Source organism: bacterium, from assembly GCA_039961635.1.
GTDB lineage: Bacteria > 4484-113 > 4484-113 > JAGGVC01 > JAGGVC01 > JABRWB01.
In genome coordinates this window covers 1-20848 of sequence record JABRWB010000049.1, presented here as the reverse complement: position 1 = coordinate 20848, position 20848 = coordinate 1, and the positions used below count along the sequence as shown (strand labels likewise).

Genomic DNA, 20848 nt, shown 5'->3' with positions numbered 1-20848 from the left:
GAACATGACAGCCTCCAGCCTGATTGCTCCGGCGCATCCCGCCCCGGATGGATGAAGGTTCTTACCGTGAATATCCGCACTTTAGCGGATTGGATCGGCAATTTCGCCCATCCGCCGCGCCCAAACCCGGCGGCTTATCGACCGCTTTTCCGGGCAGCGCGGCCTTAACGCGATTTGGTTTTACTTTCCCTTCGGCGGCGCCGGGGGTCTGGGGGGCAGCTTCGCGAATTCGAGTTTTAGCGCGCTGACCAGCGCCGCGATCTGCTCGCGTTCCTGCGCTGTCAGGAAATCGGCCAGCCTTTTGCCGAGAAAATCGATCAGGTCTATGCACAGCGCCGCGCGTTTCATGTCGCGCGAAGTCAGATTCGTGTCCAGGTTGGGCTGAAGGCCCAGATACTGCAGCGAAAGCATATACGCGACGTTGAGGGTATCGCGCAGGTAGTTTTCGATTCCGAGCCGGGAAAGATTGGCGATTTGCTCGCGGGCGGCCTTCCGAAGCCGCTCTTCGTCTTCCGGCGTCATTTCGCGGAATGCCTGCCGCAGCTCCTCGTCGATCGCGCGTTCGTCCTCTTCGGAGAGCCCCAACCGGGAGCCCTCGCCGGGCGCCTTTTGCGGCTCGCCGATAACTTCGAACCCGCCGCGCGCGTCGCCCGGCCTAGTATCGCCGCCGGTTTCCGCGGCCCGAGAAGCCGGCGCGGACGCCGGCGTCTCCGGCTCCTCGTCCTCGTCGTCGCGCGCGAAGCGCTTGTCCTCAACCACGAAGCGCGGGCGTTCGCGCTCCTCGTCGTTCCTGTTTTTCTCGTCGGTCATCGGTATCACTCCTGCCGGTTGAATTGTACGTTGGCGCGCCGCATTTGGCAAGGAAGGCGCAACCGATTGCGAATGGAATTTAAATAAACGATTATTCGGCGGGCTTGTAGATTTTCACGCGGTTTTTGCCCGCGTGCTTCGCCTCGTAAAGCATTTCGTCCGAGCGCTTGACAAGTTCGTCCGGCGATTCGAACTTTGCGCCCTCGGTGCTTGCCCCGCCGACGCTGATAGTAACGGGCATCGGCAGTCCTCCCGAAGCGCGCGTGGACTCTTCCACCGACAACCGCAGCCGCTCCGCGGCTTTAAAGCAAGAATCCGCGCCCGAATAAGGAAGGATGATCGCGATTTCGTCGCCGCCGTATCGCGTCACCGTGTCGTCTGTGCGCAACGCTTTCATAATCGTCGAAGCGACAAGCTTGAGCGTCCTGTCGCCGACCGGGTGGCCGAACGTGTCGTTCACGTTTTTGTATCCGTCAATGTCGGCCATCAGGAATCCAATCGGATAGCCGTAGCGGGAGGCGCGCGAAAATTCGCTGTCCAGCCGCTCGATTAGGTAGCGCTTGTTGAAAAGCCCGGTCAGCTCGTCCGTTCGCGCAAGCTCCGCCAGCTTCAAATTCAGTTCCTTGGTCTCGTTAAGCAAGTTTTGGATTTCGTCGTTTTTCTCGCGGAGCTGGGTGACCACCGCGGACAGGCTTTTGTTTTTATCCTCAAGCTCTTTTCGCAGCCTGGCGAGCCTAAGCTGGCCGTAAATCCGCAGCAGGATTTCCTCGGGAAAGCATGGCACCGAGACGTAGTCGAACAACCCAGCGTCGTCCTCGGTGTCGTCCGGGAACATGATGTCGTCGGCAAGGTAGAGAACGGGCAAACGCGTGGTAGCCTCGTTTTCGCGAAGCGCGTAATAGGCCGAGGCGAAGTTTTCTGAAGATTGCACGCCGTTGACAATGACGAGATCCGGCACCTCGCCCGGCGCAAGATTGAACAACTCGGCCATCTCGCGGAAGGCCGCGAATTCGAACCCGAGGTTGCTCAGGTGCGTATAAATCGTGTTCTCGTAATCCCCAGGCTCGCCGAGGTAACCGATACGACCGGACATCATTGGTTTCCTGTAAAGAAAACGGATGATATCAAGCGAATCCCTGGATTTGCAACGGGAATCGCCTGGTCGCCCGGAATTGACAAACTTTTACATCGCGCCCGACCGGACGCTTCACAGGCGTCAGCCGCCCGCTCCGTCGCAGGCCGGGTTCGGCGCGAATCCGCCGTCCGATTTGGCTGTCGTGCAGGCGGTGACGCTGAAAATGCGCTCCATCTTTCCGCCGCACTTTTGGCACTTGAACCGGCCGGATTCGGCCTCCTTCATCGAGACCAAAAGCTCCTCGACCTCGCCGCACTTGGCGCACTGAAATTCGTAAATCGGCATGGCGGATACATGATACCGCGCGAAGCAGGTCCGATTGTCCGGACGGGGATTGTGAACAAGGGTGCGCGGGTATAATGGCCGTCCGCCCGGCATCCAAATCCCGGCGGAATTCGATTTCGGAGACTTTCATGAGTGCGCAAATCGGTGCGGAATCCGGCGGCGGGACGGCCTGGACAAGGTCGCCCGCGAACCTTGCGGAGCTTCTTCGCACCGACGCCGACGGACGCGAAGTGGTCGCGATGGGCTGGGTGGACGCCCGGCGGGATCTCGGCGCGCTCGTTTTCGTCTGGTTGCGCGACCGATATCTGCAGGAGCTGCAGCCCGAAGCGCAACGGCGGGGATACGAGGCCGCGAAGGTGCAGGTCACGTTCAATCCGGAATACGCGCCAGATGCGCACCGGCTTGCGGAGCAGCTTCGCGGCGAATACGTCGTCGCGGTGCGCGGCGAGTGGCGGATGCGCGCGGACAAAGACGTAAACCCGAAGCTGCTGGGCGGCGACCGGGAGATTTTTGCGACCGGACTTAAGATCCTGTCGCCCGCGGAGACGCCGCCTTTTTACATCGCCGAAGACCCGAAGGCCGGCGAGGATTTGCGGATGCAGTACCGCTATCTCGACCTGCGAAGGAGGCCGCTCGTCGAGGCTCTGGCCGCGCGCCACAGGATTTTCCTTTCGATGCGCAACGCGCTCTCGGAAATGGGATTCCTCGAAGTCGAGACGCCGATGCTGGGGCGCTCCACCCCGGAGGGCGCGCGGGATTATCTAGTGCCGTCGCGCGTGTTTCCCGGAAAGTTCTACGCGCTGCCCCAGTCGCCGCAGCTATTGAAGCAGCTTTTGATGGTCGGCGGGATCGACCGCTATTTCCAGATGGCGCGCTGCTTCCGCGATGAGGATCTGCGCGCCAACCGTCAGCCGGAGTTCACCCAGCTCGATCTGGAAATGAGCTTCGCGTCGCGCGACGAGCTTTTCTCGGTGGGCGAGAAGATGTTCGAGGTCGTCTTCCGCGAAGTGCTGGGGCAGGAAATCGAAACGCCGTTCCCGCGGATACCCTTCGACGAGGCGATGGCGCGGTGGGGGAGCGACAAGCCCGACCTGCGGTTCGGCTGCGAGATTATCGACCTGTCGGACATGTTCGTGGAATCGGAATTCGGAGTTTTCAAATCAGCGCTGGATGCTGGCGGCGCGGTTAAAGGGTTATTCGTTCCCGGATATGCGCCGTCGCGCAAGGAAATTGACGAGCTGACCGAGTTCGCGAAAAAAACCGGCGCGGGCGGGCTTGCGTACGCGAAGGCCGCGGGCGGCGTGATTGAAAAAACCAGCTTCGACAAGTTCGCGACGGACGCCGAGAAATCCGCGCTGGCGGAACTCGCGTCGGGCGACGGAGTATTTTTGATCGCCGCGGGCGCGCCCGCGCGCGAGAAAGTGGAAAAAACGCTTGGACTTATCCGCGTGAAGCTTGCCAAGGAGCTTGGGCTGATCAAGGAAGGCGCGGCGGGGGGGGGATGGAAGTTCGCGTGGATCGTGGACTTTCCGCTGTACGACAGAAATCCCGAGACGGGGGCGCTCGAGCCCGCGCACCATCCGTTCACGATGCCGCATCCGGAGTTCACGGAAGAATACGAGCCGGGAAGATTTCGCTTGAAGGCAAATACCGACGAAGAAAAACTGGCGATACGCGCCGACAACTACGATCTCGTCCTGAACGGCGAGGAGCTTGGCAGCGGCAGCCACCGCATCCACGACCCGGTGCTGCAGCGAAGCGTGCTCGCCGGCCTGGGGATGAGCGAAGCGGAGATAGAGGAGCAGTTCGGATTTTTCCTGAACGCGTTTTCGTACGGCGCGCCGCCGCACCGCGGGTTCGCGTTCGGGATGGACAGGATCGTGATGCTGATGTTCGGATTCCAGTCGATCCGCGACGTCATCGCGTTCCCCAAGACCGCGCAGGCCAGCGATTTGATGACGAAAGCCCCCGCGGAAGTGGGCGAAAGGCAGCTTGGGGAGCTGGGGATACGACTGTCCCAACAATGATTCGGGCCGTTTGTCTTGCAATTTCGGGGCAAAAGTGAAAGACAAACCGCTTAGGTTTCAACAAGTGCAACTCAAAGCACGGGATTGCCGACCCCCGCCGCGCGTAGCGACGCCTCGTCCGGGCCGCGCCCTGCGCAGCAATCCGCAAGCACGCCGTCCACCGCGACGGCGGGGACGGTCTTTACGCCCAGCTCCGCGGCTCTGGCCATCGCGGCCGGAGTGCGCATGTCATGAACCTGGACCTCGCAAGACGCGCAGGCGATCCTTTCGACCATGCTCACGGCGCCATGGCACAGCGGGCATCCCGCGCTGAAAACTTCCACATTTCTTTTTTCTGCCATCACTCAATCTCCTTTGAATCGCATGTATTGGAGGCGGAAAACCGCCCGCCGCCGTCCAGCGCGTCGAGAATCGGGCATTCCGAAATCGGTCCGTCGCCCTTGCACGACTCCGCAAGCGCGGCAAGCGCCCCGCGCATCGAATTTAGGGCGTCCAGCTTCGCGTCGATGTCCCCGATTTTTTCCATCGCGGCGGCGCGCACTCCGGCGCAGGTGCATTCCGGTGAAACGCGTAGCGAAAAAAGCTCGCGGATTTCGCGCAGCGTGAAACCAAGCTCCTTCGCCCGCCGGACAAAAACGACGCGCGCGATAGATTCCGGGGGATATCGCCGGTATCCCGATTCCCGGCGTGGCGGCCTTTCGATCAGGCCTGACCTCTCGTAGAACCTGATCGTTTCCACGCCGACGCCGGCAAGGGCGGCAAGTCTTCCAATTGTAAGCGGTTTATCGTGCAATCCGGTTCAGCCTCCGATTCACAATTTAAAGTACGTACTTAGGTACGGAGTCAAGCGCGAAGCGCAGGATCGGGAAAAAAGCGCGCAGGCGAGCGATCAGATGACGAAAGCCCCCGCGGAGGTGGACGAAAGGCAGCTTGGGGAGCTGGGGATACGACTGTCCCAACAATGATTCGGGCCGTTTGTCTTGCAATTTCGGGGCAAAAGTGAAAGACAAGCCGCTTAGGTTTCAACAAGTGCAACTCAAAGCACAACCTTGCCCTCGGCAATGTTGACAAGTTGTGGAAAAGCAAAAATCGAGGGCCTGCGTCCGGAACCGATGCGGATGTTTTTTAAAATGTCAGCCTCCTTCAGGACATTAAGTATCCTTCGCGCGGTAGGCTCCGGTATGTTTGAATTGGCAACGAAGTCAACGCTGCTGAACACAGGCTTTTTGAAAATCCATTCAAGCGCGTGAATTGCGAACTGGGAACGGGTAAGTTCGGATATTTGAAGCTTGATTTGGTTGTAAAGATTTAGGATGGCCCATGCCTTCGAGTGATTGCTTTCCGCTTGAGTTTGAACGGCAATCAAGAAAAACATACACCATTCCGTCCAGTTGTCGTCGCGTGAAACGGCCAAAAGCCGATCGTAATACTCGTCACGCTTCTCCTCAAAGTAAGCACTGATATAAAACATTGGAGAGCCGATCAATCCGGCGCTGAACATAAAAAGTGGAATGAACATTCGCCCCAGGCGCCCATTGCCGTCCAGAAAGGGATGAAGCGCCTCGAATTCTGCATGCAAAAGCGCCAGTTGTACCAGCTTGTCGGGGGCGTTTTCGTGTATGTATTTTTCCCAGTCACTCATTGCGGAAAGAAGCTTATCTGCGCTAATGGGTACGAATTTTGCATCATCAATCGTGCATCCTGGAGGCCCGATCCAGTTGGGCAGCTTCCTGAATTCGCCCGGCGATTTCGAGCGGCCGCGAACCCCTTCCAGCAGCAACTTGTGCATGCCTTTGATCAATTTCAGGCAAAGCGGTATTTCATTCAGCATATCCATAGCCCAATTCAACGCCTTGCGATAATTCAAGACTTCATGAATATCTGCTTCCTTTTCGGGACTTGCACCGTTCGGTCCGGCCGCTTCGTATTCGAGAACTTCGTCCAGCGACGTGCGCGTTCCTTCTATGCGCGACGACAAAACCGCTTCGTCCGTTGTCAGCGGCGACAAAAGCACCCTTGAATTGGGGATGGCCGAAAGCACCCCGTCGTAGCGCGCCACCGCCGCGCTGGCGGGCCCGATCAAGGGAATGATCCTTTCCCAATCGAGACTGGCAGGCGGAAACTTGCCGTAGTGGTAATGAACAGCCGGCATCGGTTACGGAGTCCAAGTAACTTGAAGAAAGCAGTATCATTTTATCACCGGAATGCCTGCACACACCGCGGGGGTGAGCGAAAGGCAGCCGGGGAAGCCGGGGTTAAAAACGGTCATGGATTAACACCAAGTAACGTTGCACCTCGCATTGTTCATTTTTTGAGCCGCAAACGGCGTAGAGATTAATACGTGAGCCTGAAAATTCTGCTCGGCCGGTGCTATTTTGATAACTTGCGAAAAAGGAAATACGCCGGCTCGTCGGCCGATTCCCTTACGAATTTCCCGAAAATTCCTGAATCCCTTGGCACTCGCACAATGCGCTTCGCAGTTGCAGCAGAAATAGACGAAGTTGCGGCGAAATCGAAGTAATACCTGTACGTCGTCACGCGTTTTTCGTTGCCCTCGTCCTTGGCGATCTTCGCCATGTCGCGCGGGTACGCCTCCGCTTCGTCGTATTCGCGCGTTGCGCCTACCCCGCGTACGCGATCCGGTACACCGCGCCGGCCATGTCGTCGCTCACCAGCAGCGCGCCGTCGGGCATCACCAGTACGTCCACCGGGCGGCCCCATCGCTTGCCGTCCGCGCCCTGCCATCCTTCCGCGAAAACTTCGTAAGACTTCGGCCGCCGGCTGTCGTCCAGCCTTACGAGCGTGACGCGCGCGCCCAGAGGCGAGCTGCGGTTCCAGCTTCCGTGCTCCGCGATGAAAATCTGGTTGCGGTATTCCTCCGGAAACATCTTCCCCGTGTAAAACCGCATACCGAGCGACGCGACATGCGGCCCCAGCTCCTGCGCGGCGGGAGTGAACGCGACGCCGGGAGTTTTGTCGCCGAATTCCGGGTCTTTGATGTTCTTTCCGTGCATGTACGGGAAACCGAAATGCTGGCCGTCGCGCGTCATGTGGTTGAGCTCGTCCGGCGGGATGTCGTCGCCGAGCATGTCCCGGCCGTTGTCGGTGAACCACAGGTCTCCCGAAAGCGGATCCCAGTCGAATCCGACGGTGTTTCGGATGCCGCGCGCGATCACTTTGAACTCGCCGGTCGCGACGTCCAGCCGCGTGATCGACGCGTACGGATCGTCGCGTTCGCATACGTTGCAGGGCGCGCCGACGGGAACGTAGAGCATGCCGTCCGCGCCGAAGCGGATGAACTTCCATCCGTGGTGCGTGTCGCTCGGATATTCGTCGGTCACGAGAACCGGCTGGTGGAATCCGGTCGGGCTCGCCTCCGCGCCGTCGTAGCGCAGGATGCGGTTGACCTCGGCCACGTACAGCGCGCCGTCTTTTACGGCGACGCCGTTGGGCATGAACAGCCCCTCCGCGAACGTGTGTATCTTGTCGGCCGCGCCGTCGCCGTTATCGTCGAGTATCGAGTAAACCTTGCCGTTGTTGTCGCGCGTCCCGACGAAGAGGACGCCTTTGGGAGAAAGGCAAAGCGAGCGCGCGCCGGGGACCGGATACGCGTAAACCGAAATCGAAAATCCGGGGGGGAGCTTGATGCGCTCGACAGGCAGAGCGGGATTATGCGCAAGCTCGGCCTGCTTCGCGGAAACCGCGGGCGCGGCTTCACCGGAATCGGCGCCCGCGCTTGCCGCGCCGTTCTCTCCGCCCTGCGCGGGACAGGAAAGTAGAAGCGGAAATATCGAAAGAAACGCCGCAACGAAAAAAGCGAGTCGTGTGTTCATGTCGTTCCCCGAATGTTGAAAGCGGATAAATTGTACCGTAACAAATGTAACGAGCCGCCGGGTGATTTCAATAGTGCCGCGCGACTTCCGAATGGTATTCCATTCCCAGAGTAGCCGCGTTGCCGCGAATCCAGTCCGAAAGCTTGGTTTTGCCCAGAGGCGGCTCGGATGAAACGAGCAGGTTGTCCATAAGCCCGATGACTTCGTCCCAGGTGAGAACGACGTCCCCCAGGAACATTCCTACGACGTTGGACAACCGCCACGCGAGCCGCGGGCTCATCGGAACTAGCGCGGTTGCGCGTCCGACGGCAGACCGGATTAACTTAAGATGGTCCAGATAGCCGAATATTTCCGGCCCAGCGGCGTCCGAGGTGAATGTATCCGGGCGCAGCGCCGCGTCCGCGATTATTTCCGCGAAATCCTCTACGAATATCGGCTGGAATTTGTAACTGCCGTCGCCCAGCACCGGAAGAAACGGAAACCTGCGGATGCACCACGCGACGTTATTTATGAGGATGTCCTCCGGGCCGAATATCACCGTCGGACGCAGGATCGCATGCGGAATTCCCAGCGACGCGAGAAAAGTTTCAAGCTCCGCCTTGCCTCTGAAATATTCAAGCGGCGAGTCCGCGCGCGGGTTCGTGATGCTGACATGCACGATGCGCTTTACTCCGGCAGCCAGAGCCGCGCGGAAAAGCGTTTTCGTGTTTTCGACGGCTTTTTCGTATGTCATACCGCGGTACGGAAACCGGATCCAGTACGTGTTTATCAAAACGTCCGCGCCGCGAATCGAATCGGCGAGCGCCGCCGCGTCTACGAATTGCAGCCGCGCGATTTTCACGCGCCCGCCGAACGGATCCGGCCTGTCCGGATGTCCGGTCAGCGTCAGGATATCGAAGCCGCGGTCAAGCAAAAGCCGCGTGACGTATTTTCCCGTATACGAGAACGCGCCGGTGATGGCGATGCGCCCCTCCCCCACCGTAGCGACGGACGATTCCTCAGTGCTCATTGTAGACCGACTTCGCGACGGGCGATTCTATTCCCACCCAGTGTCCCGCGGGATCGCGCGTCGTCGCCATCCGCGATCCCCACGGCTCGTCGCGCGGCTCTTGCCTGAATTCGCAACCGGCCGCGCGCATCTTCTCGTACTGCGCATCCACGTCTGCGACCGCGAAATAAAGCCCGATGTTTCCCGGACTCGCCGGCGCGTCGGGCGAGTAGTGTATGCCCAGAAGCGAACCCGAATCGGATTTGAGCATCGCGAACTTGCCGTCTTCCTGGTTCTCGATGAACTCAAGCCCCAGGTGCGCCGCGTACCAGTCCGCGACTTCGCGCACGTTCGGGACGTAAAGCAATATGCTGTGAAGCTTCATTTGCGCACCAAATTTTCAGATTTCCTCGATAACCCGCACAAGCATTCCGCGCACTTCGCCGGCGATTTCGCCCAGAGCGGGATTTTGAACCGCCGCCATTGAAGCGATCGGATCTATCGCCGAAACCTCCACATCGCCCGAATCCAACTCCTGCACGACCACGTTGCATGGAAGCATAAGACCAATCCGCGGCTCGGCCTGAAGCGCTTTGTGGGCAAACGCCGGATTGCAGGCGCCGAGTATTTTGTACCTGCGGAAATCCGCGTTGATTTTCTTTTTCAGCGTTTCCTTCACGTCTATTTCGGTCAAAACGCCGAATCCGTGCGATTTCAAAACTTCCGTCGCGCGCGCGACCGCGTCGTCGAATCCCAGCGAAGTTGTCTTGGAAAAATGATAGGACATTGCTTTCTCCCTTCCGGCATCGCGCCGGCTGTTGTTCGTAAACGGCAGGCCGGTGAAACCCGCCTACCGGAATTAATACCCGGAGTTTGAAAATCCGCGCCGTTGTTTGTCATGCAATTCCGTACACGTCCTCCGGCCGTCGGTTCGAATACCATTGCCAGGCGTCCGCGATGCTTTGCCTTAGCTGGTAAGTGTGAACGAATCCCGTGTCGCGGCGGAATTCCGAGCCGTCGAGGATGAGCGGGTTGGAGTACCACCACGACAACGTCTGCTCGAACCCGGATTGCCCCAAAAGCCTGCCGGCGAATCCGGACGGAATCCGCCTGATCTTCGGACCTATTCCCGCGACTTTCGCGACCCAAGCGCCGAATTCCCGCCACAAAATCTCTCCGCTGCCCGGCACGTTGTAAACCTGGCCGATGGTGCGGTCGTTCTCCGTGCAGGAGTGCAGCGCGCGCGCGGCGTCGCGCGGATCCAGCCACTCGACCTTCGTCTCGCCGTCTCCGGGAAGCGGGAAGCCGCGGCCGCGCGCGACCGCGCGCAGCGGATTGATGCTCACCGGACAGCGCGCGAACGGCCCCCAAAGCGCGGGCAGCCGCAATACCGTCGCCGGAAGCCCGGACGCCCTCGCCAGTTTCATGACCACGTGCTCCACGGCCGCCTTCGCGGTTCCGTACGGCGCGGAAGACAACAATGGATGCGTTTCGGGTATCGGATTGACGGTCGTCCGGCCGTACACCCACGCGCAGCTGGGTACGACCAGCCTCACGTCGAACTCCAGGCACGCGTTGGCGATTCTTTCCGCCCATATCATCTCTATGAGAGCGTCCTGCGGCTCGGTAATCCACTTGGTGGAGCAGTAATAGACGGCGCTGCTGCCCTCGATTATCTTGCGCAGCGTCCAGACGTCGTCCATCTCGGCGGTAAGAACTTCGATTTCTTCATGCAGCCCGGCTTCATAAAGCTTGTCCGGATTGCGCACAATCGTGCGCGCGCCGCGTCCGACGCTAAGCAGGTAGCGGAGGAGGCTTAGTCCAAGCTGGCCCGTGCCGCCAAGCACGAGCTGTTTCTTTCCGGTGCCCATTCGCACGCCGGAAATATACCGCACTTGTCCGTTTTATCGCGACCGAATCGGCCGTTAGGGACAAGTTATCTATTCCCGCGAACGGTCGAACGGCGCAAATCCGGCGGTTTCCGCGGTGATATACTGCCCCGGCTTATGGCCACGGTTGCGGAAATCCTTCACGAGGCGCTCGATGCGGGCGGCCGCGTATTGCGCAGGTACGGCAACGGCGGCGCGGCAAAGGACGTGCGCCACAAGGACGAAATCAACCTGGTCACCGCGGCCGACCTCGAAAGCGAGAGGGAGATAGTTGCGATAATCCGGCGCGCATTCCCGGATCATGCGATCCTGACCGAGGAATCCGGCGAAGTGACCGGAGATACGGCCGGCGAGGGGCCGGTATGGGTGATAGACCCGCTGGACGGGACGACCAACTTCGCGCATGGATTCCCCATTTACTGCGTGTCCATCGGATATCTGGAAAACGGGATGCCCGTTGCGGGCGGAGTTTACGATCCGACGCGCAACGAGCTGTTTTTCGCGGAGCGCGGCAAAGGAGCAACCTTAAACGGAAATTCCATTTCGGTCAGCGCGTCCGTGCCGCTGGAACGCGCGCTGCTCGCGACCGGATTTCCGTACGACATCAAAACCAGCAGCGAGAACAACCTCGATTTGTTTTTCGCTTTCGCTTTGCGCGCGCAGGCGGTGCGGCGGGCGGGGAGCGCGGCGCTGGACTTGTGCTATCTCGCGTGCGGGCGGTTCGACGGTTTCTGGGAGCTGAAACTGCATCCGTGGGACACCGCGGCGGGCTGGCTATTGATCGAAGAGGCGGGCGGCTTCGTTTCGGATTTCGCGGGCGCGCCGTTTGAAATATTCAAACGCGAATGCGCCGCCGCGAATTCCGGCGTCCTGCTTGGGGAAATACTGGAAGTAATTTCAAGAACCAGGGAAAGGCAGGGCGAATGAGCCTGACCCGGCCGGATTTGGACTGCGAGAAACATCACGTTGTGTTATCATCGAACTGCTTTTCAATTGCTTAGGAGACGTCCATGCTCAAGATATGCGTTGTGCTTTCGGGATGCGGGGTTTTCGACGGGAGCGAGATACACGAAGCGACGGCCGCGCTTCTTGCGTTCGACAGGCTGGGCGCGGAGGCCTTCTGCGCCGCGCCGGACATAGACCAGTACCACACAATAGATCACGTCACCGGCCAGGAGACCGTGGACGTGCGCGGCGTGCTTGCCGAAAGCGCGCGCATCGCCCGCGGCAAAATACGCCCGCTGTCCGAAATCCACGCGAAGGACATCGACGCGCTGTTCTTTCCCGGCGGATTCGGCGCGGCCAAGAACCTTTCGTCGTACGCGAACGCGGGAACGATGTGCTCGATAGATCCGCAGGTGGAGCGGATAATTACCGAAATGCACGCGGCGCGGAAGCCGATAGGCGCGGTCTGCATCGCGCCCGTCGTTCTGGCGAAGGCGTTCGAAGGAACGGGGGTGTCGCCGAAGATGACGATAGGCACCGATTCGAAGACGGCCGGCGACATCGCCGGGATGGGCGCGCGCCACGAAAACCGCACGGTGCTGGAAGTGTGCACCGACGAGGAGAATTTGATCGTCACCGGCCCGGCTTACATGCTTGCGAAGAGGATAAGCGAAGTTTTCGACGGTGTCGCCAACGTTTGCGCCGAGGTCGTGCGCCTCGCGCAGCAGCAGAAGGAACGGCACGCGACGGGATGAAAATCAGTGAGTAGTAAATAGGGAGTAGTGAGTAGGGAAAACTTATCATGAAGCGCGGCATTTATGCCGCGTTCGGTGCGCTGAATCGAATTTCGCTCGGCAAAACAGGGAGCGGTTTATTCGGGCAGTCCCATTTTCCGGCGCAATTCGCGTTGCCACTCGCACATTTCGCGGTTGCGCCGCTCCCAGTATGCCCTGCGTTCTTCCGGAGTCATCTTGGACAGCTTTTCGTGGAGCAATTCGGCGCCTTTGCGCTTCTGCTTGATGCACTCGTAATTTTCGACAACTTCTTCAATTCGCATCGCTGTTGTCTTTGGTTTCCCGCTTCTTCTTCTTGAGATACGCCTTTAGCAGTTTTGGAGTTCCCGCGAGCTCGGAGTAGTCCTTGAAACTTATCTTGGCGCACCGCAGGATGTTGCGAAGCGTTTCCATCGGGATGCAGGGATCGTCCAAGGTAACCGCGATATCGCTTTCACATCCATCGACGCTGAGAATCCTGTGGCTTCCTCCCGCGTTATATTCGGCCGTAATTCTTTCCCCTAGGTACGCCCGAAGAAACTTGAGCAGATGCTCCGTGTCGGGAGGACTTATGCTCGACATAGCTCCCTGCCGGCCGTTTCCTGAATCCTCTTGTTCCAAGGAATAAGGCTGCTCCAGTCTCCCAGCGACTTGCTCTTGATTGCACGGCCCGGCAGCGTTAGATTGAGCCTAAGGTTGCCGCCATTGGACTCGTCGATTTCAACCTTGTAGCCGCTTCTCTTGAAGATTTCCAGAATCGTTCCCTTGCGTATGCTGCTTGAAACGAGGACTTCGAAGACCGTTTTGAAGCGATCCAAAGCCTGCTTTTCAGTATTGCCGTGCTGAACCACGTCGACATACGGCGACGAGGCATACCAAAAGCCCTCGTCCTTATCGAACCAAGTTTTGATCAGTACGTCAACTGTGACGTCCACTTTCAAATCTCGCTTCACGGCAAATCCTCCGGCAAGGCGCGCAATAGCGCGTCGGCCTGATAGATTATACCCTTCCCGATGATGTATATTCCCGCGGTGCCCCGCATCCCCGAATACGTCAAGCCGCTTCTCGACGACTTCGCAGCGCGCTCTCCCGCGATCCTTGGGCGCAATTTCACAGGGATTTACGTTTACGGCTCGCTTACGCAGGGCGCGCTTAGCGGCAAGGCCGGCGGACTTCCCCGTCGGGCGGATAAGGCGGATGATCGAGTATGCGGAAGCGGAAATAGCGTTGACAGTTAGCAGTTGACAGTTAACAGTTATCAGTTGCCCATTCCCAGCCTATTGCCTTGTCCAGAATTCAACTGTCAACTGTCCAACTGTCAACTTATCAACTCGGATTTGCGGTATAATACGCGGGCGGCGCGGTGCTGCAGGGGAAATGTTTGGCCGCGGGAAACGAAAAAAGGGAAATCATCTGCCCGATTTGGACTGCGCAACGAAGCTGCGCTATTATAACAATGTCACGCTGCGCGTGACACTACGAAAATAAGTCCCGACAATTGCCGGCCGGGGCGGCCGGACTCCTTAATATTGAAGCTCGAAATCGCCGGTCTGGAGACCGGCGGTATATTTAGCGTTAATTATATTTAGTATTAATTCTTCGTTTCTTTGTGCTTTCGCGTCTTCGTGGTCCAAAGCCGCGCTGCTCGTGACAAGCCGATAATTTCGGGCGCACGCAGTGCGCCCCTACAAATCCCACTTTGTGCCTTCGTGTCTTCGTGGTACCAAAGCTGCGCTGCGTGACACTCCAAATATCCTAATACTCAATCCCCTCTTTCGCGCGCCTGCCCTTGTTGAAGTAATGCTTGATGGACTTGAACTCGGTTATCAAATCCGCGCGCTCGGCGATTGCGTCGGTAATCACCCGTCCGGTCAGCACCAGCTCGCACAGCGGCTTTTCCGCGTGCACGTCCAAAACGTGCATAACTTCCGATTCCGGAATCAGCCCCGTCATCAGCGCGGAAAGAATCTCGTCCGCGACGACCAGAAAATACCGCCCGTCGCGTATCGCGTTCGTCACGTAGCCGACGCCTTTGCGCGCCTCGGCGCGGTCTTCCTCGGTGTTCTCGAACCGGAAGCTGCCGTCGGGCATCATCCGCTCCCTGCCGGTCGGGATCAGCGTGACGCGCTCCAGCGAGCGCAGCACCTTGCGCTCGTTGTAGTGCTCGACCTTGTCGAACCCCTTGTCGAACTGGATGAAGGCGACCCGGCGTCCGAACCCCACCGCGCGTATCGTCAGCCCGATTGCAGCGGTGGTTTTGCCCTTCGAATCGCCGTAATAAACATGAACGCAGCCGCGCTCGTCAAGCGTCCGAGATTCCATCGGTTCCTCCTGGGAATCGGATGAAGGTCAAGTATACCGCGCGCGCGCCGCGGCCGCACGGCCGGAAGGCGAATGGAAACGGAATGCCGCGCCCGCTAGTCTTCCGCGGGAACCGGCGCCCCGTTGGGGCAAACCTCGGCGCACTGGCCGCAGTCGGTGCAGATATCCGGATCGATAACGCTTATCGGGTCGCCGGGCTCGATCGCGCCCGTGGGACACTCGTCGATGCAATCGCCGGCGTTCTTGCAAGCATCGGTTATCACGTAAGCCATCTTGTAATGCCTCCGTATCGGCACGGAAATCCGTGCGCTTGAGCCTATGTTACCACGCCTATATGCATCCAATCCGCACGCGGCCGCATAGTGAAAACCGTATCAATTATCACAAAAGGCTGCGGAATTACCTGCCGCGGCGCCCGGCGCCGGACTTTCCGCCGGACTTTCCCGTACCGCGCGCGGGCGGGCGGCGCGCGCCTTGCCCGGACTCCACCGCCGCCGCCGGCTCTTCCAGCAGTTTCGCCAGCCGGTTGAATTTTTCCTTAAGCTCGTCCCAGTCCACCGGCTCCCCCGCGTCTTCCTCGCACTCCCTTATTTCGCGCATCACCCTGCCCGTCGCCAGAAGGTATTCCAGGCATTCGTCGTCCGCGAACAACCGGCGGTGCACCTCGCGCAGCTCGGCTTCGTCGTCGCACTCGCCGCAGAGGAACTTGATGATCTTTTCCTCAAGCTCCTTCTTTGAGCAGCGCCTAGCCATCGCCGCCACCGCCGTTCAGCATGTTGTGCAGCTTCTTGACCGCGTAGCGCATCCGCGACAGGACGGTGGACAGCGGGCAGTCCAGAATCTGGGCGATTTCCTCGAAGGTCAACTCCTGGTACACCTTAAGTATTACCACCGTTCTTTGCTTTTCCGGCAAAGTTTCGATAAGTTTTTTAATCTGCTGTGTGTTCTTGGCGATTTCCGCCGACATTTCGGGATTCGGCCCGGAAAACTCCAGCAAATCGCCCCGCTCCGCGCCGCCGGACGACTCGTCAAGCGGCTCGTTTATCGAGCTTGTCCGCTTGCCCGAAACCTTGCTGTAGTGGCGCTTAATCTCGTTGAACGCGATCTTGTAAATCCAGCTCGAAAACTTGCGGGCGGTGTCGAAGCGCCCGGCGCTCTTGTAAATCCGGAGGAAAACCTCTTGGGTTATGTCTTCGGCCTCCCTGAAGTCGTGGACGTTCTTCTTGATGAAATTGAATATCTGCTTGTAGTAGCGGTTGAATATGACGTTGAAGCATGCAAGGTCGCGATCCGCGACGCGGGCCATCAGCTCCTCATCGGTGAGACAGTGGAAAGGCTCGCCGCGCTGCATGCTCTGCATCAGATTATGTCCATTAACGGCGCGCCCTCGGGAAGTGCTGTAAGCGGCACCTCTTTCTCGATAAGCTCTTTGTTCCGGTAAAACTTCAGCCGGATGGTGTCGCCGACTTTAAGTTCCCTGACCATTTGAAGCAGCTTCGACGATTTGTCGATGGTCACGTCGTTCGCCTCGACGATGATGAAAATATCGAACGGCCCCTGCGGCCTGTGCGGGATGGACTTGAATCCCGCCGCCTGCGCGGGAGAATCCTGGTAAACGGTAAGAACGAGAAGCCCCCGGTCGGTCGGCAGCCCGTTGCGCAGCGCGAACTGCGGGGTTATGTCGCGCGTCTGGATGCCCAGCCACGGGCGCTCGACGCGCCCCTTTTCGATGAGCTGCTGCAGGATTTCCTTAGCCGTATTGATCGGGATCGCAAGGCCGATTCCCTCGCTTCCCCCGCTCTGCGAGATTATCGCGGTGTTGATGCCGATAACTTCGCCGCGCGTGTTGATCAGCGGCCCGCCCGAGTTGCCGGGATTTATGGCCGCGTCGGTTTGGATGAGATTGCGTATCGGGATTCCGGCCCGGCTCATAGTCTGGCGGCCCATCGCGGATATCACCCCCACCGTCACCGTCTGGTCGAGACCCATCGGGTTGCCGATCGCGACCACCCATTCACCCACCTGGATGCTGTTGGAATCGCCCAGGACGGCGACCGTCAGCTTCTTGTCGGCGGGGGGATCGATTTTGATAAGCGCGAGGTCTGTTCCGGGATCGGCTCCCACGACCTTGCCCGTAAAAGGCTTGAATCCCGGCACGACCACCGAAATCTCGGAGGCGCCTTCGATGACGTGGTTGTTCGTGATTATGTAGCCGTCCTTGTTGATAAGGACGCCGCTTCCGATGCCTTCCTGCGGCACCACGTTGAAAAAGAAGTCGCGCGTGTACTGGACGGTGTTGATGTTGACTACGGACGGGCCGATCTTCTGGTAGACCTCGGTGACGAAGTTGCGCGGGGTGGCCGTCTCAATCGTCGTTCCGGCCGCGACGGGGACGGCCATCGGGATGCCGTAGCTGACGACCGGCTTGTCCAAATCGGCAGGGCTGATGATCGGCTTCGCGATGTGGTAGCCGGAAAGCCCGGCCAGGCTGCCCGCGACGAACATCAATAAAGCGATCAGAAACACCCTGAATGCGCTCATGGATTCGATTATATCACCGCCTCGAAGATGGAAAGTAAGACTCTCAAGATAAACTTCTGTTCGGCCGCGTGCGGTATTCAATTCGCGTTCTGCGAACAAATCCGCCCGCGCGGAGGTCTTAATGAACGGTATGAAACTTTCGACGCGTATTCTTTGGCTGGCCGCGGCGCTTTTGGCGATCAGCTTGGCGATTCTGGCATCCTGCAACGACGTCAAGCTTGAAGGCTCCGATCAAACGCCCGAAATCAAGGATTTGAACGATCCCACCCAGACAGCCAAGCCCGAACCGGAAGCCCTTGCCTACGATGCTTCTCCGGAGGAAATCTGGCGCAACCGCTGCGGCGAATGCCATGCCCCCGAAGTGGGTTTGGACAAATACAAAGGCGAGCAGTGGGAATTCGTAATCGCCAAAATGATTAAAAAAGAAAACGCGCACTTTACGCCCCAGCTTGCGGAAAAGGTGTACGAATACCTTTACGAGCGCACGAAAAATCCGGGCGATCCGCCGTTTTCGGAAGTGATCGCCGGCCGCAGCCAATGGAGCACCGAGGCGGAAAAGGGCTCCTGATCCAAGCGGTTATCGGAGGGGGCTAATCCGCGGCCCGGCCTGGCCGCGCTTTTTCGCGGCGGGCTTTGCGGCGCTTTTGGAGTTTGCCGCTTTTTTGCCGCCGGCGGGCTTTTTGGAGGCCTTCGCCTTCCCCGCCGAAGTAGGCTTACCTGATGACGCTTTTTTCTTCGCCGCCGCCCGCGCGCGCCCGCCCTTTTCTGTTAGAACGTGCGGGATCGCTTCCTCCACATTTTCGACGAACACCAAGTCGAGCTTGGAAAGGATTTCCGGCGGCACTTCCTTGATGTCCGTTTCGTTCGCCTTGGGGAGGATCACCTTTTTAAGCCCGCTGCGCTTGGCGGCGAGCAGTTTTTCTTTCAGGCCACCCACGGGAAGGATGCGCCCCTTCAGCGTGATTTCGCCGGTCATCGCGACGCTCGGAACCGCGGGTTTGCCCGTGAACAGGCTGACGATCGCGGTGGCGATGGTCACGCCCGCGCTCGGCCCGTCCTTGGGTATTGCGCCCGCGGGAAAGTGGATGTGCAGGTCGTTGTTCTTGAATTCTTCGTAGTCAATCCCGAGCGATTTCGCATTCGAGCGCACCCATGTCTGCGCGGCCTTGCAGCTTTCCCGCATCACGTCGCCCAGCTTGCCGGTCAACAGCAGGTTTCCCGCACCGGGCATCGTGGAGGCTTCTATCATCCCGATGTCGCCGCCCGCCGCCGTCCAGAAAAGGCTGGTCACCACTCCGATTTCCGCGCGCCTGCGCTCGTGCTCGAACTCGAACTTGCGCACGCCCAGGTATTTTTCAAGCTCCGGGACGCCGATTTTCTGTTTTTTGGCCTCGCCTTCCGCGACGCGCAGCGCGATTTTGCGGCAAATCTTGGCGAGCTCGCGCTCGAGATTCCTTAGTCCTGCCTCGCGCGTGTAATTGAGAATTATGTTGCGGAGGGCGGAGCTGGAAATCTCGAAATGTTCGCGCTTCAGGCCGTGATTTTCCATCTGGCGCGGCAAAAGAAAGTCGCGCGCGATGCGAATCTTTTCAAGCTCGGTGTAGCCGGGAAGCTGGATGACCTCCATCCTGTCGCGCAGGGGCGGCGGAATCGTGTCCAACATGTTTCCCGTGGCTATGAAAAGCACCTTGGACAGGTCGAACGGCACTTCCAGGTAATGGTCGCTGAAACTGAAATTCTGCTCCGGGTCGAGCGCCTCCAGAAGCGCGCTGGACGGATCGCCGCGGAAGTCCGCGCCCACCTTGTCTATTTCGTCCAAAACGAACACCGGATTGCGCGTCCCCGCGTTCTTGATTCCCTGGATTATCCTTCCCGGCAGCGCGCCCACGTAAGTGCGGCGGTGGCCGCGTATCTCCGCCTCGTCGCGCACTCCGCCCAGCGACATCCGCACGAACTTTCGGCCGAGCGCCCTCGCCACGCTGCGCCCGAGCGAGGTTTTGCCGACGCCGGGCGGGCCGATGAGGCATAGAATCGGGCCTTTTATGTCGCCGCCGCGAAGCTTAAGCACGCCCAGAAATTCCAGAAGCCTCTCTTTGATCTCTTCGAGTCCGTAGTGGTCCTCGTCGAGAATCTTCCTGGCGTCCTTTATTTCAATCGTGTCCTCGGATTCCTTGCTCCACGGCAGGTCGCATAAAAGGTCGAGGTAGGTTCGAATGACTCCCGCTTCGGCGCTTTCCGGATGCATACGCGTGAGACGCTCAAGCTCGCCCAGCGTTTTCTCGCGCACTTCCTTCGGCATGCCCGCCTGCTCGATCTTGACCTTGTACCGCTCGGTTTCCTGCTCGCGTTCGTCGGTTTCGCCAAGCTCCTTGCGTATCGCTTTCATCTGCTCGCGCAGGAAATATTCGCGCTGGGATTTGCCCACCTCCTCTTGGACCTGGGATTGAATCTTGTTGGTCATGTTGAGGAGCTGGATTTCCTTTGTCAGGACGGCGGTGACGGCTTCCAGCCGCTTGCCTACCGGAATCGTTTCGAGAATCTGCTGGCGCGACTGGAGCGAAATCTGAATGTTCGCCGCAACCATGTCCGCAAGCATCCCCGGATCGGTCACGTTGTTCGCCGCGACGATCACTTCCTGGGGCAGGCTGCGCGAAAGCTGGACGTACTCCCGGAACAGGTCGGTCACGCCGCGCTGGAGCGCCTGAACCTCCAGGTCGTCCGTCTGCACTTCCGGGTGGGATTTGATCACCGCCTCGATGTACTTCGGGTTGTCAATGTACTCGACGACTTCGAAGCGCGACAGCCCCTGGATGAGCACGCGCACCCCGCCTTCGGGGAGCTTGAGAACGCGCAGGATTAGGCAAATCGTGCCGATTTTGAACAGGTCGTCCGCGCCCGGCTCGTCAATGTCCTCGTTCTTCTGGGTCAGGACGCCCACGAGCTTGTCGTTCGGGCTGGCCTCGTCGATTGCCGCGAGCGAGCGCTCCCGCCCCACGTGCACCGGGATGACGAGATGCGGAAAGACCACCACGTTTTTGAGGGCGAGTATGGGGAGTTTGGCCGGATACTGCTTGCCGCCCTCCTCACCCTGACCTTCGCCGGATTTGGGGTCCCTGCGGTTTGCGTCCTCAGGCATGCGCGTAAGCCCCGCAAGACGCGGAGCGCGGGGATTATAGCAGAAACGGCGCGTGCCCTCCCATCGCCCGGATTCAAAAATGAAGTGCAACACTTTCGGGGTTAGGGAAGTGTAGCAGTTCCTCGTAAATGGCCTCTGCCGGGGAGTTCCAGCGGAGCAGCTTG

The 20848-nt window shown here is 59.1% G+C and carries 26 protein-coding genes; 5 read left to right on the top strand and 21 right to left on the bottom strand.

Features of this window, described 5'->3' with window-relative positions:
- Window positions 1–180: 180 nt before the first annotated feature.
- The 3 genes from HRF49_07885 to HRF49_07875 all read right to left on the bottom strand — a co-directional run bounded on the left by HRF49_07885 (window position 181) and on the right by HRF49_07875 (window position 2230).
- Window positions 181–810, bottom strand: coding sequence for a DUF1844 domain-containing protein (locus HRF49_07885; protein MEP0814569.1), 630 nt, complete (start codon window positions 808–810; stop codon window positions 181–183).
- Between the two features lie 91 nt (window positions 811–901).
- Window positions 902–1903 (bottom strand): diguanylate cyclase, encoded by a 1002-nt coding sequence (locus HRF49_07880; protein ID MEP0814568.1) that lies wholly within the window; start codon window positions 1901–1903, stop codon window positions 902–904.
- Window positions 1904–2026: 123 nt separating this feature from the next.
- Window positions 2027–2230, bottom strand: coding sequence for a zinc ribbon domain-containing protein (locus HRF49_07875; protein ID MEP0814567.1), 204 nt, complete (start codon window positions 2228–2230; stop codon window positions 2027–2029).
- 128 nt (window positions 2231–2358) lie between these two features.
- On the opposite strand from HRF49_07875, the gene aspS reads away from it, so the two are divergent.
- Entirely contained in the window at window positions 2359–4257 is a 1899-nt protein-coding gene (aspS, locus tag HRF49_07870) for an aspartate--tRNA ligase (protein ID MEP0814566.1), read from the top strand.
- A gap of 71 nt (window positions 4258–4328) precedes the next feature.
- Here the strand turns inward: aspS and HRF49_07865 are convergent, their stop codons facing one another.
- The 9 genes from HRF49_07865 to HRF49_07825 all read right to left on the bottom strand — a co-directional run bounded on the left by HRF49_07865 (window position 4329) and on the right by HRF49_07825 (window position 10949).
- On the bottom strand, window positions 4329–4598 hold the full coding sequence (locus HRF49_07865) for a thioredoxin family protein (protein MEP0814565.1): 270 nt from the start codon (window positions 4596–4598) through the stop codon (window positions 4329–4331).
- A complete protein-coding gene (locus tag HRF49_07860) occupies window positions 4598–5050 on the bottom strand; it encodes a MerR family DNA-binding protein (GenBank protein ID MEP0814564.1) in 453 nt (150 codons plus the stop codon). Before HRF49_07860 ends, HRF49_07865 begins: the two co-directional genes overlap by 1 nt.
- A gap of 243 nt (window positions 5051–5293) precedes the next feature.
- Window positions 5294–6409 carry a Fic family protein gene (locus HRF49_07855; protein MEP0814563.1) on the bottom strand — a complete coding sequence of 372 codons (1116 nt, stop codon included), beginning with the start codon at window positions 6407–6409 and terminating at the stop codon, window positions 5294–5296.
- Between the two features lie 218 nt (window positions 6410–6627).
- The gene (locus HRF49_07850; protein ID MEP0814562.1) at window positions 6628–6834 is read right to left on the bottom strand and encodes a hypothetical protein; all 207 of its coding nucleotides are present in this window, start codon (window positions 6832–6834) and stop codon (window positions 6628–6630) included.
- Between the two features lie 44 nt (window positions 6835–6878).
- The gene (locus tag HRF49_07845; GenBank protein MEP0814561.1) at window positions 6879–8090 is read right to left on the bottom strand and encodes a sorbosone dehydrogenase family protein; all 1212 of its coding nucleotides are present in this window, start codon (window positions 8088–8090) and stop codon (window positions 6879–6881) included.
- 67 nt (window positions 8091–8157) lie between these two features.
- A complete protein-coding gene (locus tag HRF49_07840; protein ID MEP0814560.1) occupies window positions 8158–9099 on the bottom strand; it encodes an NAD(P)H-binding protein in 942 nt (313 codons plus the stop codon).
- Window positions 9089–9463, bottom strand: coding sequence for a VOC family protein (locus tag HRF49_07835; protein MEP0814559.1), 375 nt, complete (start codon window positions 9461–9463; stop codon window positions 9089–9091). Before HRF49_07835 ends, HRF49_07840 begins: the two co-directional genes overlap by 11 nt.
- Before the next feature lie 15 nt (window positions 9464–9478).
- Window positions 9479–9865: a DUF302 domain-containing protein gene (locus HRF49_07830; GenBank protein MEP0814558.1), complete on the bottom strand. Its 387-nt coding sequence runs from the start codon at window positions 9863–9865 to the stop codon at window positions 9479–9481.
- Window positions 9866–9974: 109 nt separating this feature from the next.
- Window positions 9975–10949, bottom strand: coding sequence for an NAD-dependent epimerase/dehydratase family protein (locus tag HRF49_07825; protein MEP0814557.1), 975 nt, complete (start codon window positions 10947–10949; stop codon window positions 9975–9977).
- A 135-nt stretch (window positions 10950–11084) separates the two neighbouring features.
- Between HRF49_07825 and HRF49_07820 the strand changes: the two genes are divergently transcribed.
- Window positions 11085–11894: an inositol monophosphatase gene (locus HRF49_07820; GenBank protein ID MEP0814556.1), complete on the top strand. Its 810-nt coding sequence runs from the start codon at window positions 11085–11087 to the stop codon at window positions 11892–11894.
- Window positions 11895–11977: 83 nt separating this feature from the next.
- Entirely contained in the window at window positions 11978–12667 is a 690-nt protein-coding gene (gene elbB, locus HRF49_07815; GenBank protein ID MEP0814555.1) for an isoprenoid biosynthesis glyoxalase ElbB, read from the top strand.
- A 116-nt stretch (window positions 12668–12783) separates the two neighbouring features.
- On the opposite strand, the gene HRF49_07810 is transcribed toward elbB, so the two are convergent.
- The 3 genes from HRF49_07810 to HRF49_07800 are packed head-to-tail and all read right to left on the bottom strand — an operon-like array spanning window position 12784 to window position 13638.
- A complete protein-coding gene (locus tag HRF49_07810; protein MEP0814554.1) occupies window positions 12784–12969 on the bottom strand; it encodes a hypothetical protein in 186 nt (61 codons plus the stop codon).
- Window positions 12959–13267, bottom strand: a complete 309-nt coding sequence (locus HRF49_07805) for a hypothetical protein (protein MEP0814553.1) — start codon at window positions 13265–13267, stop codon at window positions 12959–12961. Before HRF49_07805 ends, HRF49_07810 begins: the two co-directional genes overlap by 11 nt.
- Entirely contained in the window at window positions 13255–13638 is a 384-nt protein-coding gene (locus HRF49_07800) for a hypothetical protein (protein MEP0814552.1), read from the bottom strand. The genes HRF49_07805 and HRF49_07800 overlap by 13 nt, the downstream gene beginning before the upstream one ends.
- Window positions 13639–13716: 78 nt before the next feature.
- Between HRF49_07800 and HRF49_07795 the strand changes: the two genes are divergently transcribed.
- A complete protein-coding gene (locus HRF49_07795; GenBank protein ID MEP0814551.1) occupies window positions 13717–13923 on the top strand; it encodes a hypothetical protein in 207 nt (68 codons plus the stop codon).
- 517 nt (window positions 13924–14440) lie between these two features.
- Here HRF49_07795 and HRF49_07790 read toward each other — a convergent pair.
- From HRF49_07790 to HRF49_07770, 5 genes are all read right to left on the bottom strand, one after another.
- The gene (locus tag HRF49_07790) at window positions 14441–15007 is read right to left on the bottom strand and encodes a cob(I)yrinic acid a,c-diamide adenosyltransferase (protein ID MEP0814550.1); all 567 of its coding nucleotides are present in this window, start codon (window positions 15005–15007) and stop codon (window positions 14441–14443) included.
- A gap of 95 nt (window positions 15008–15102) precedes the next feature.
- Window positions 15103–15279, bottom strand: coding sequence for a 4Fe-4S binding protein (locus HRF49_07785; GenBank protein MEP0814549.1), 177 nt, complete (start codon window positions 15277–15279; stop codon window positions 15103–15105).
- Window positions 15280–15406: 127 nt separating this feature from the next.
- On the bottom strand, window positions 15407–15760 hold the full coding sequence (locus HRF49_07780; GenBank protein MEP0814548.1) for a hypothetical protein: 354 nt from the start codon (window positions 15758–15760) through the stop codon (window positions 15407–15409).
- Window positions 15753–16367 carry a sigma-70 family RNA polymerase sigma factor gene (locus HRF49_07775; protein ID MEP0814547.1) on the bottom strand — a complete coding sequence of 205 codons (615 nt, stop codon included), beginning with the start codon at window positions 16365–16367 and terminating at the stop codon, window positions 15753–15755. The genes HRF49_07780 and HRF49_07775 overlap by 8 nt, the downstream gene beginning before the upstream one ends.
- On the bottom strand, window positions 16367–17548 hold the full coding sequence (locus tag HRF49_07770; protein ID MEP0814546.1) for a trypsin-like peptidase domain-containing protein: 1182 nt from the start codon (window positions 17546–17548) through the stop codon (window positions 16367–16369). Before HRF49_07770 ends, HRF49_07775 begins: the two co-directional genes overlap by 1 nt.
- Window positions 17549–17669: 121 nt before the next feature.
- On the opposite strand from HRF49_07770, the gene HRF49_07765 reads away from it, so the two are divergent.
- Complete coding sequence (locus tag HRF49_07765; protein MEP0814545.1) at window positions 17670–18116, top strand: hypothetical protein; 447 nt, start codon at window positions 17670–17672, stop codon at window positions 18114–18116.
- A 9-nt stretch (window positions 18117–18125) separates the two neighbouring features.
- Here HRF49_07765 and lon read toward each other — a convergent pair whose 3' ends face one another.
- Window positions 18126–20684, bottom strand: coding sequence for an endopeptidase La (gene lon, locus HRF49_07760; protein ID MEP0814544.1), 2559 nt, complete (start codon window positions 20682–20684; stop codon window positions 18126–18128).
- Window positions 20685–20848: the final 164 nt, after the last annotated feature.

Coding starts and splice junctions, on each gene's coding strand:
- lon (MEP0814544.1), bottom strand. CDS start 20,684: ATGCCTGAGGACGCAAACCGCAGGGACCCCAAATCCGGCGAAGGTCAG.
- HRF49_07875 (MEP0814567.1), bottom strand. CDS start 2,230: ATGCCGATTTACGAATTTCAGTGCGCCAAGTGCGGCGAGGTCGAGGAG.
- HRF49_07885 (MEP0814569.1), bottom strand. CDS start 810: ATGACCGACGAGAAAAACAGGAACGACGAGGAGCGCGAACGCCCGCGC.
- HRF49_07830 (MEP0814558.1), bottom strand. CDS start 9,865: ATGTCCTATCATTTTTCCAAGACAACTTCGCTGGGATTCGACGACGCG.
- HRF49_07840 (MEP0814560.1), bottom strand. CDS start 9,099: ATGAGCACTGAGGAATCGTCCGTCGCTACGGTGGGGGAGGGGCGCATC.
- aspS (MEP0814566.1), top strand. CDS start 2,359: ATGAGTGCGCAAATCGGTGCGGAATCCGGCGGCGGGACGGCCTGGACA.
- HRF49_07780 (MEP0814548.1), bottom strand. CDS start 15,760: ATGGCTAGGCGCTGCTCAAAGAAGGAGCTTGAGGAAAAGATCATCAAG.
- HRF49_07790 (MEP0814550.1), bottom strand. CDS start 15,007: ATGGAATCTCGGACGCTTGACGAGCGCGGCTGCGTTCATGTTTATTAC.
- HRF49_07805 (MEP0814553.1), bottom strand. CDS start 13,267: ATGTCGAGCATAAGTCCTCCCGACACGGAGCATCTGCTCAAGTTTCTT.
- HRF49_07865 (MEP0814565.1), bottom strand. CDS start 4,598: ATGGCAGAAAAAAGAAATGTGGAAGTTTTCAGCGCGGGATGCCCGCTG.
- HRF49_07845 (MEP0814561.1), bottom strand. CDS start 8,090: ATGAACACACGACTCGCTTTTTTCGTTGCGGCGTTTCTTTCGATATTT.
- HRF49_07855 (MEP0814563.1), bottom strand. CDS start 6,409: ATGCCGGCTGTTCATTACCACTACGGCAAGTTTCCGCCTGCCAGTCTC.
- HRF49_07785 (MEP0814549.1), bottom strand. CDS start 15,279: ATGGCTTACGTGATAACCGATGCTTGCAAGAACGCCGGCGATTGCATC.
- HRF49_07825 (MEP0814557.1), bottom strand. CDS start 10,949: ATGGGCACCGGAAAGAAACAGCTCGTGCTTGGCGGCACGGGCCAGCTT.
- HRF49_07850 (MEP0814562.1), bottom strand. CDS start 6,834: ATGGCGAAGATCGCCAAGGACGAGGGCAACGAAAAACGCGTGACGACG.
- HRF49_07835 (MEP0814559.1), bottom strand. CDS start 9,463: ATGAAGCTTCACAGCATATTGCTTTACGTCCCGAACGTGCGCGAAGTC.
- elbB (MEP0814555.1), top strand. CDS start 11,978: ATGCTCAAGATATGCGTTGTGCTTTCGGGATGCGGGGTTTTCGACGGG.
- HRF49_07880 (MEP0814568.1), bottom strand. CDS start 1,903: ATGTCCGGTCGTATCGGTTACCTCGGCGAGCCTGGGGATTACGAGAAC.
- HRF49_07775 (MEP0814547.1), bottom strand. CDS start 16,367: ATGCAGAGCATGCAGCGCGGCGAGCCTTTCCACTGTCTCACCGATGAG.
- HRF49_07820 (MEP0814556.1), top strand. CDS start 11,085: ATGGCCACGGTTGCGGAAATCCTTCACGAGGCGCTCGATGCGGGCGGC.
- HRF49_07810 (MEP0814554.1), bottom strand. CDS start 12,969: ATGCGAATTGAAGAAGTTGTCGAAAATTACGAGTGCATCAAGCAGAAG.
- HRF49_07765 (MEP0814545.1), top strand. CDS start 17,670: ATGAACGGTATGAAACTTTCGACGCGTATTCTTTGGCTGGCCGCGGCG.
- HRF49_07770 (MEP0814546.1), bottom strand. CDS start 17,548: ATGAGCGCATTCAGGGTGTTTCTGATCGCTTTATTGATGTTCGTCGCG.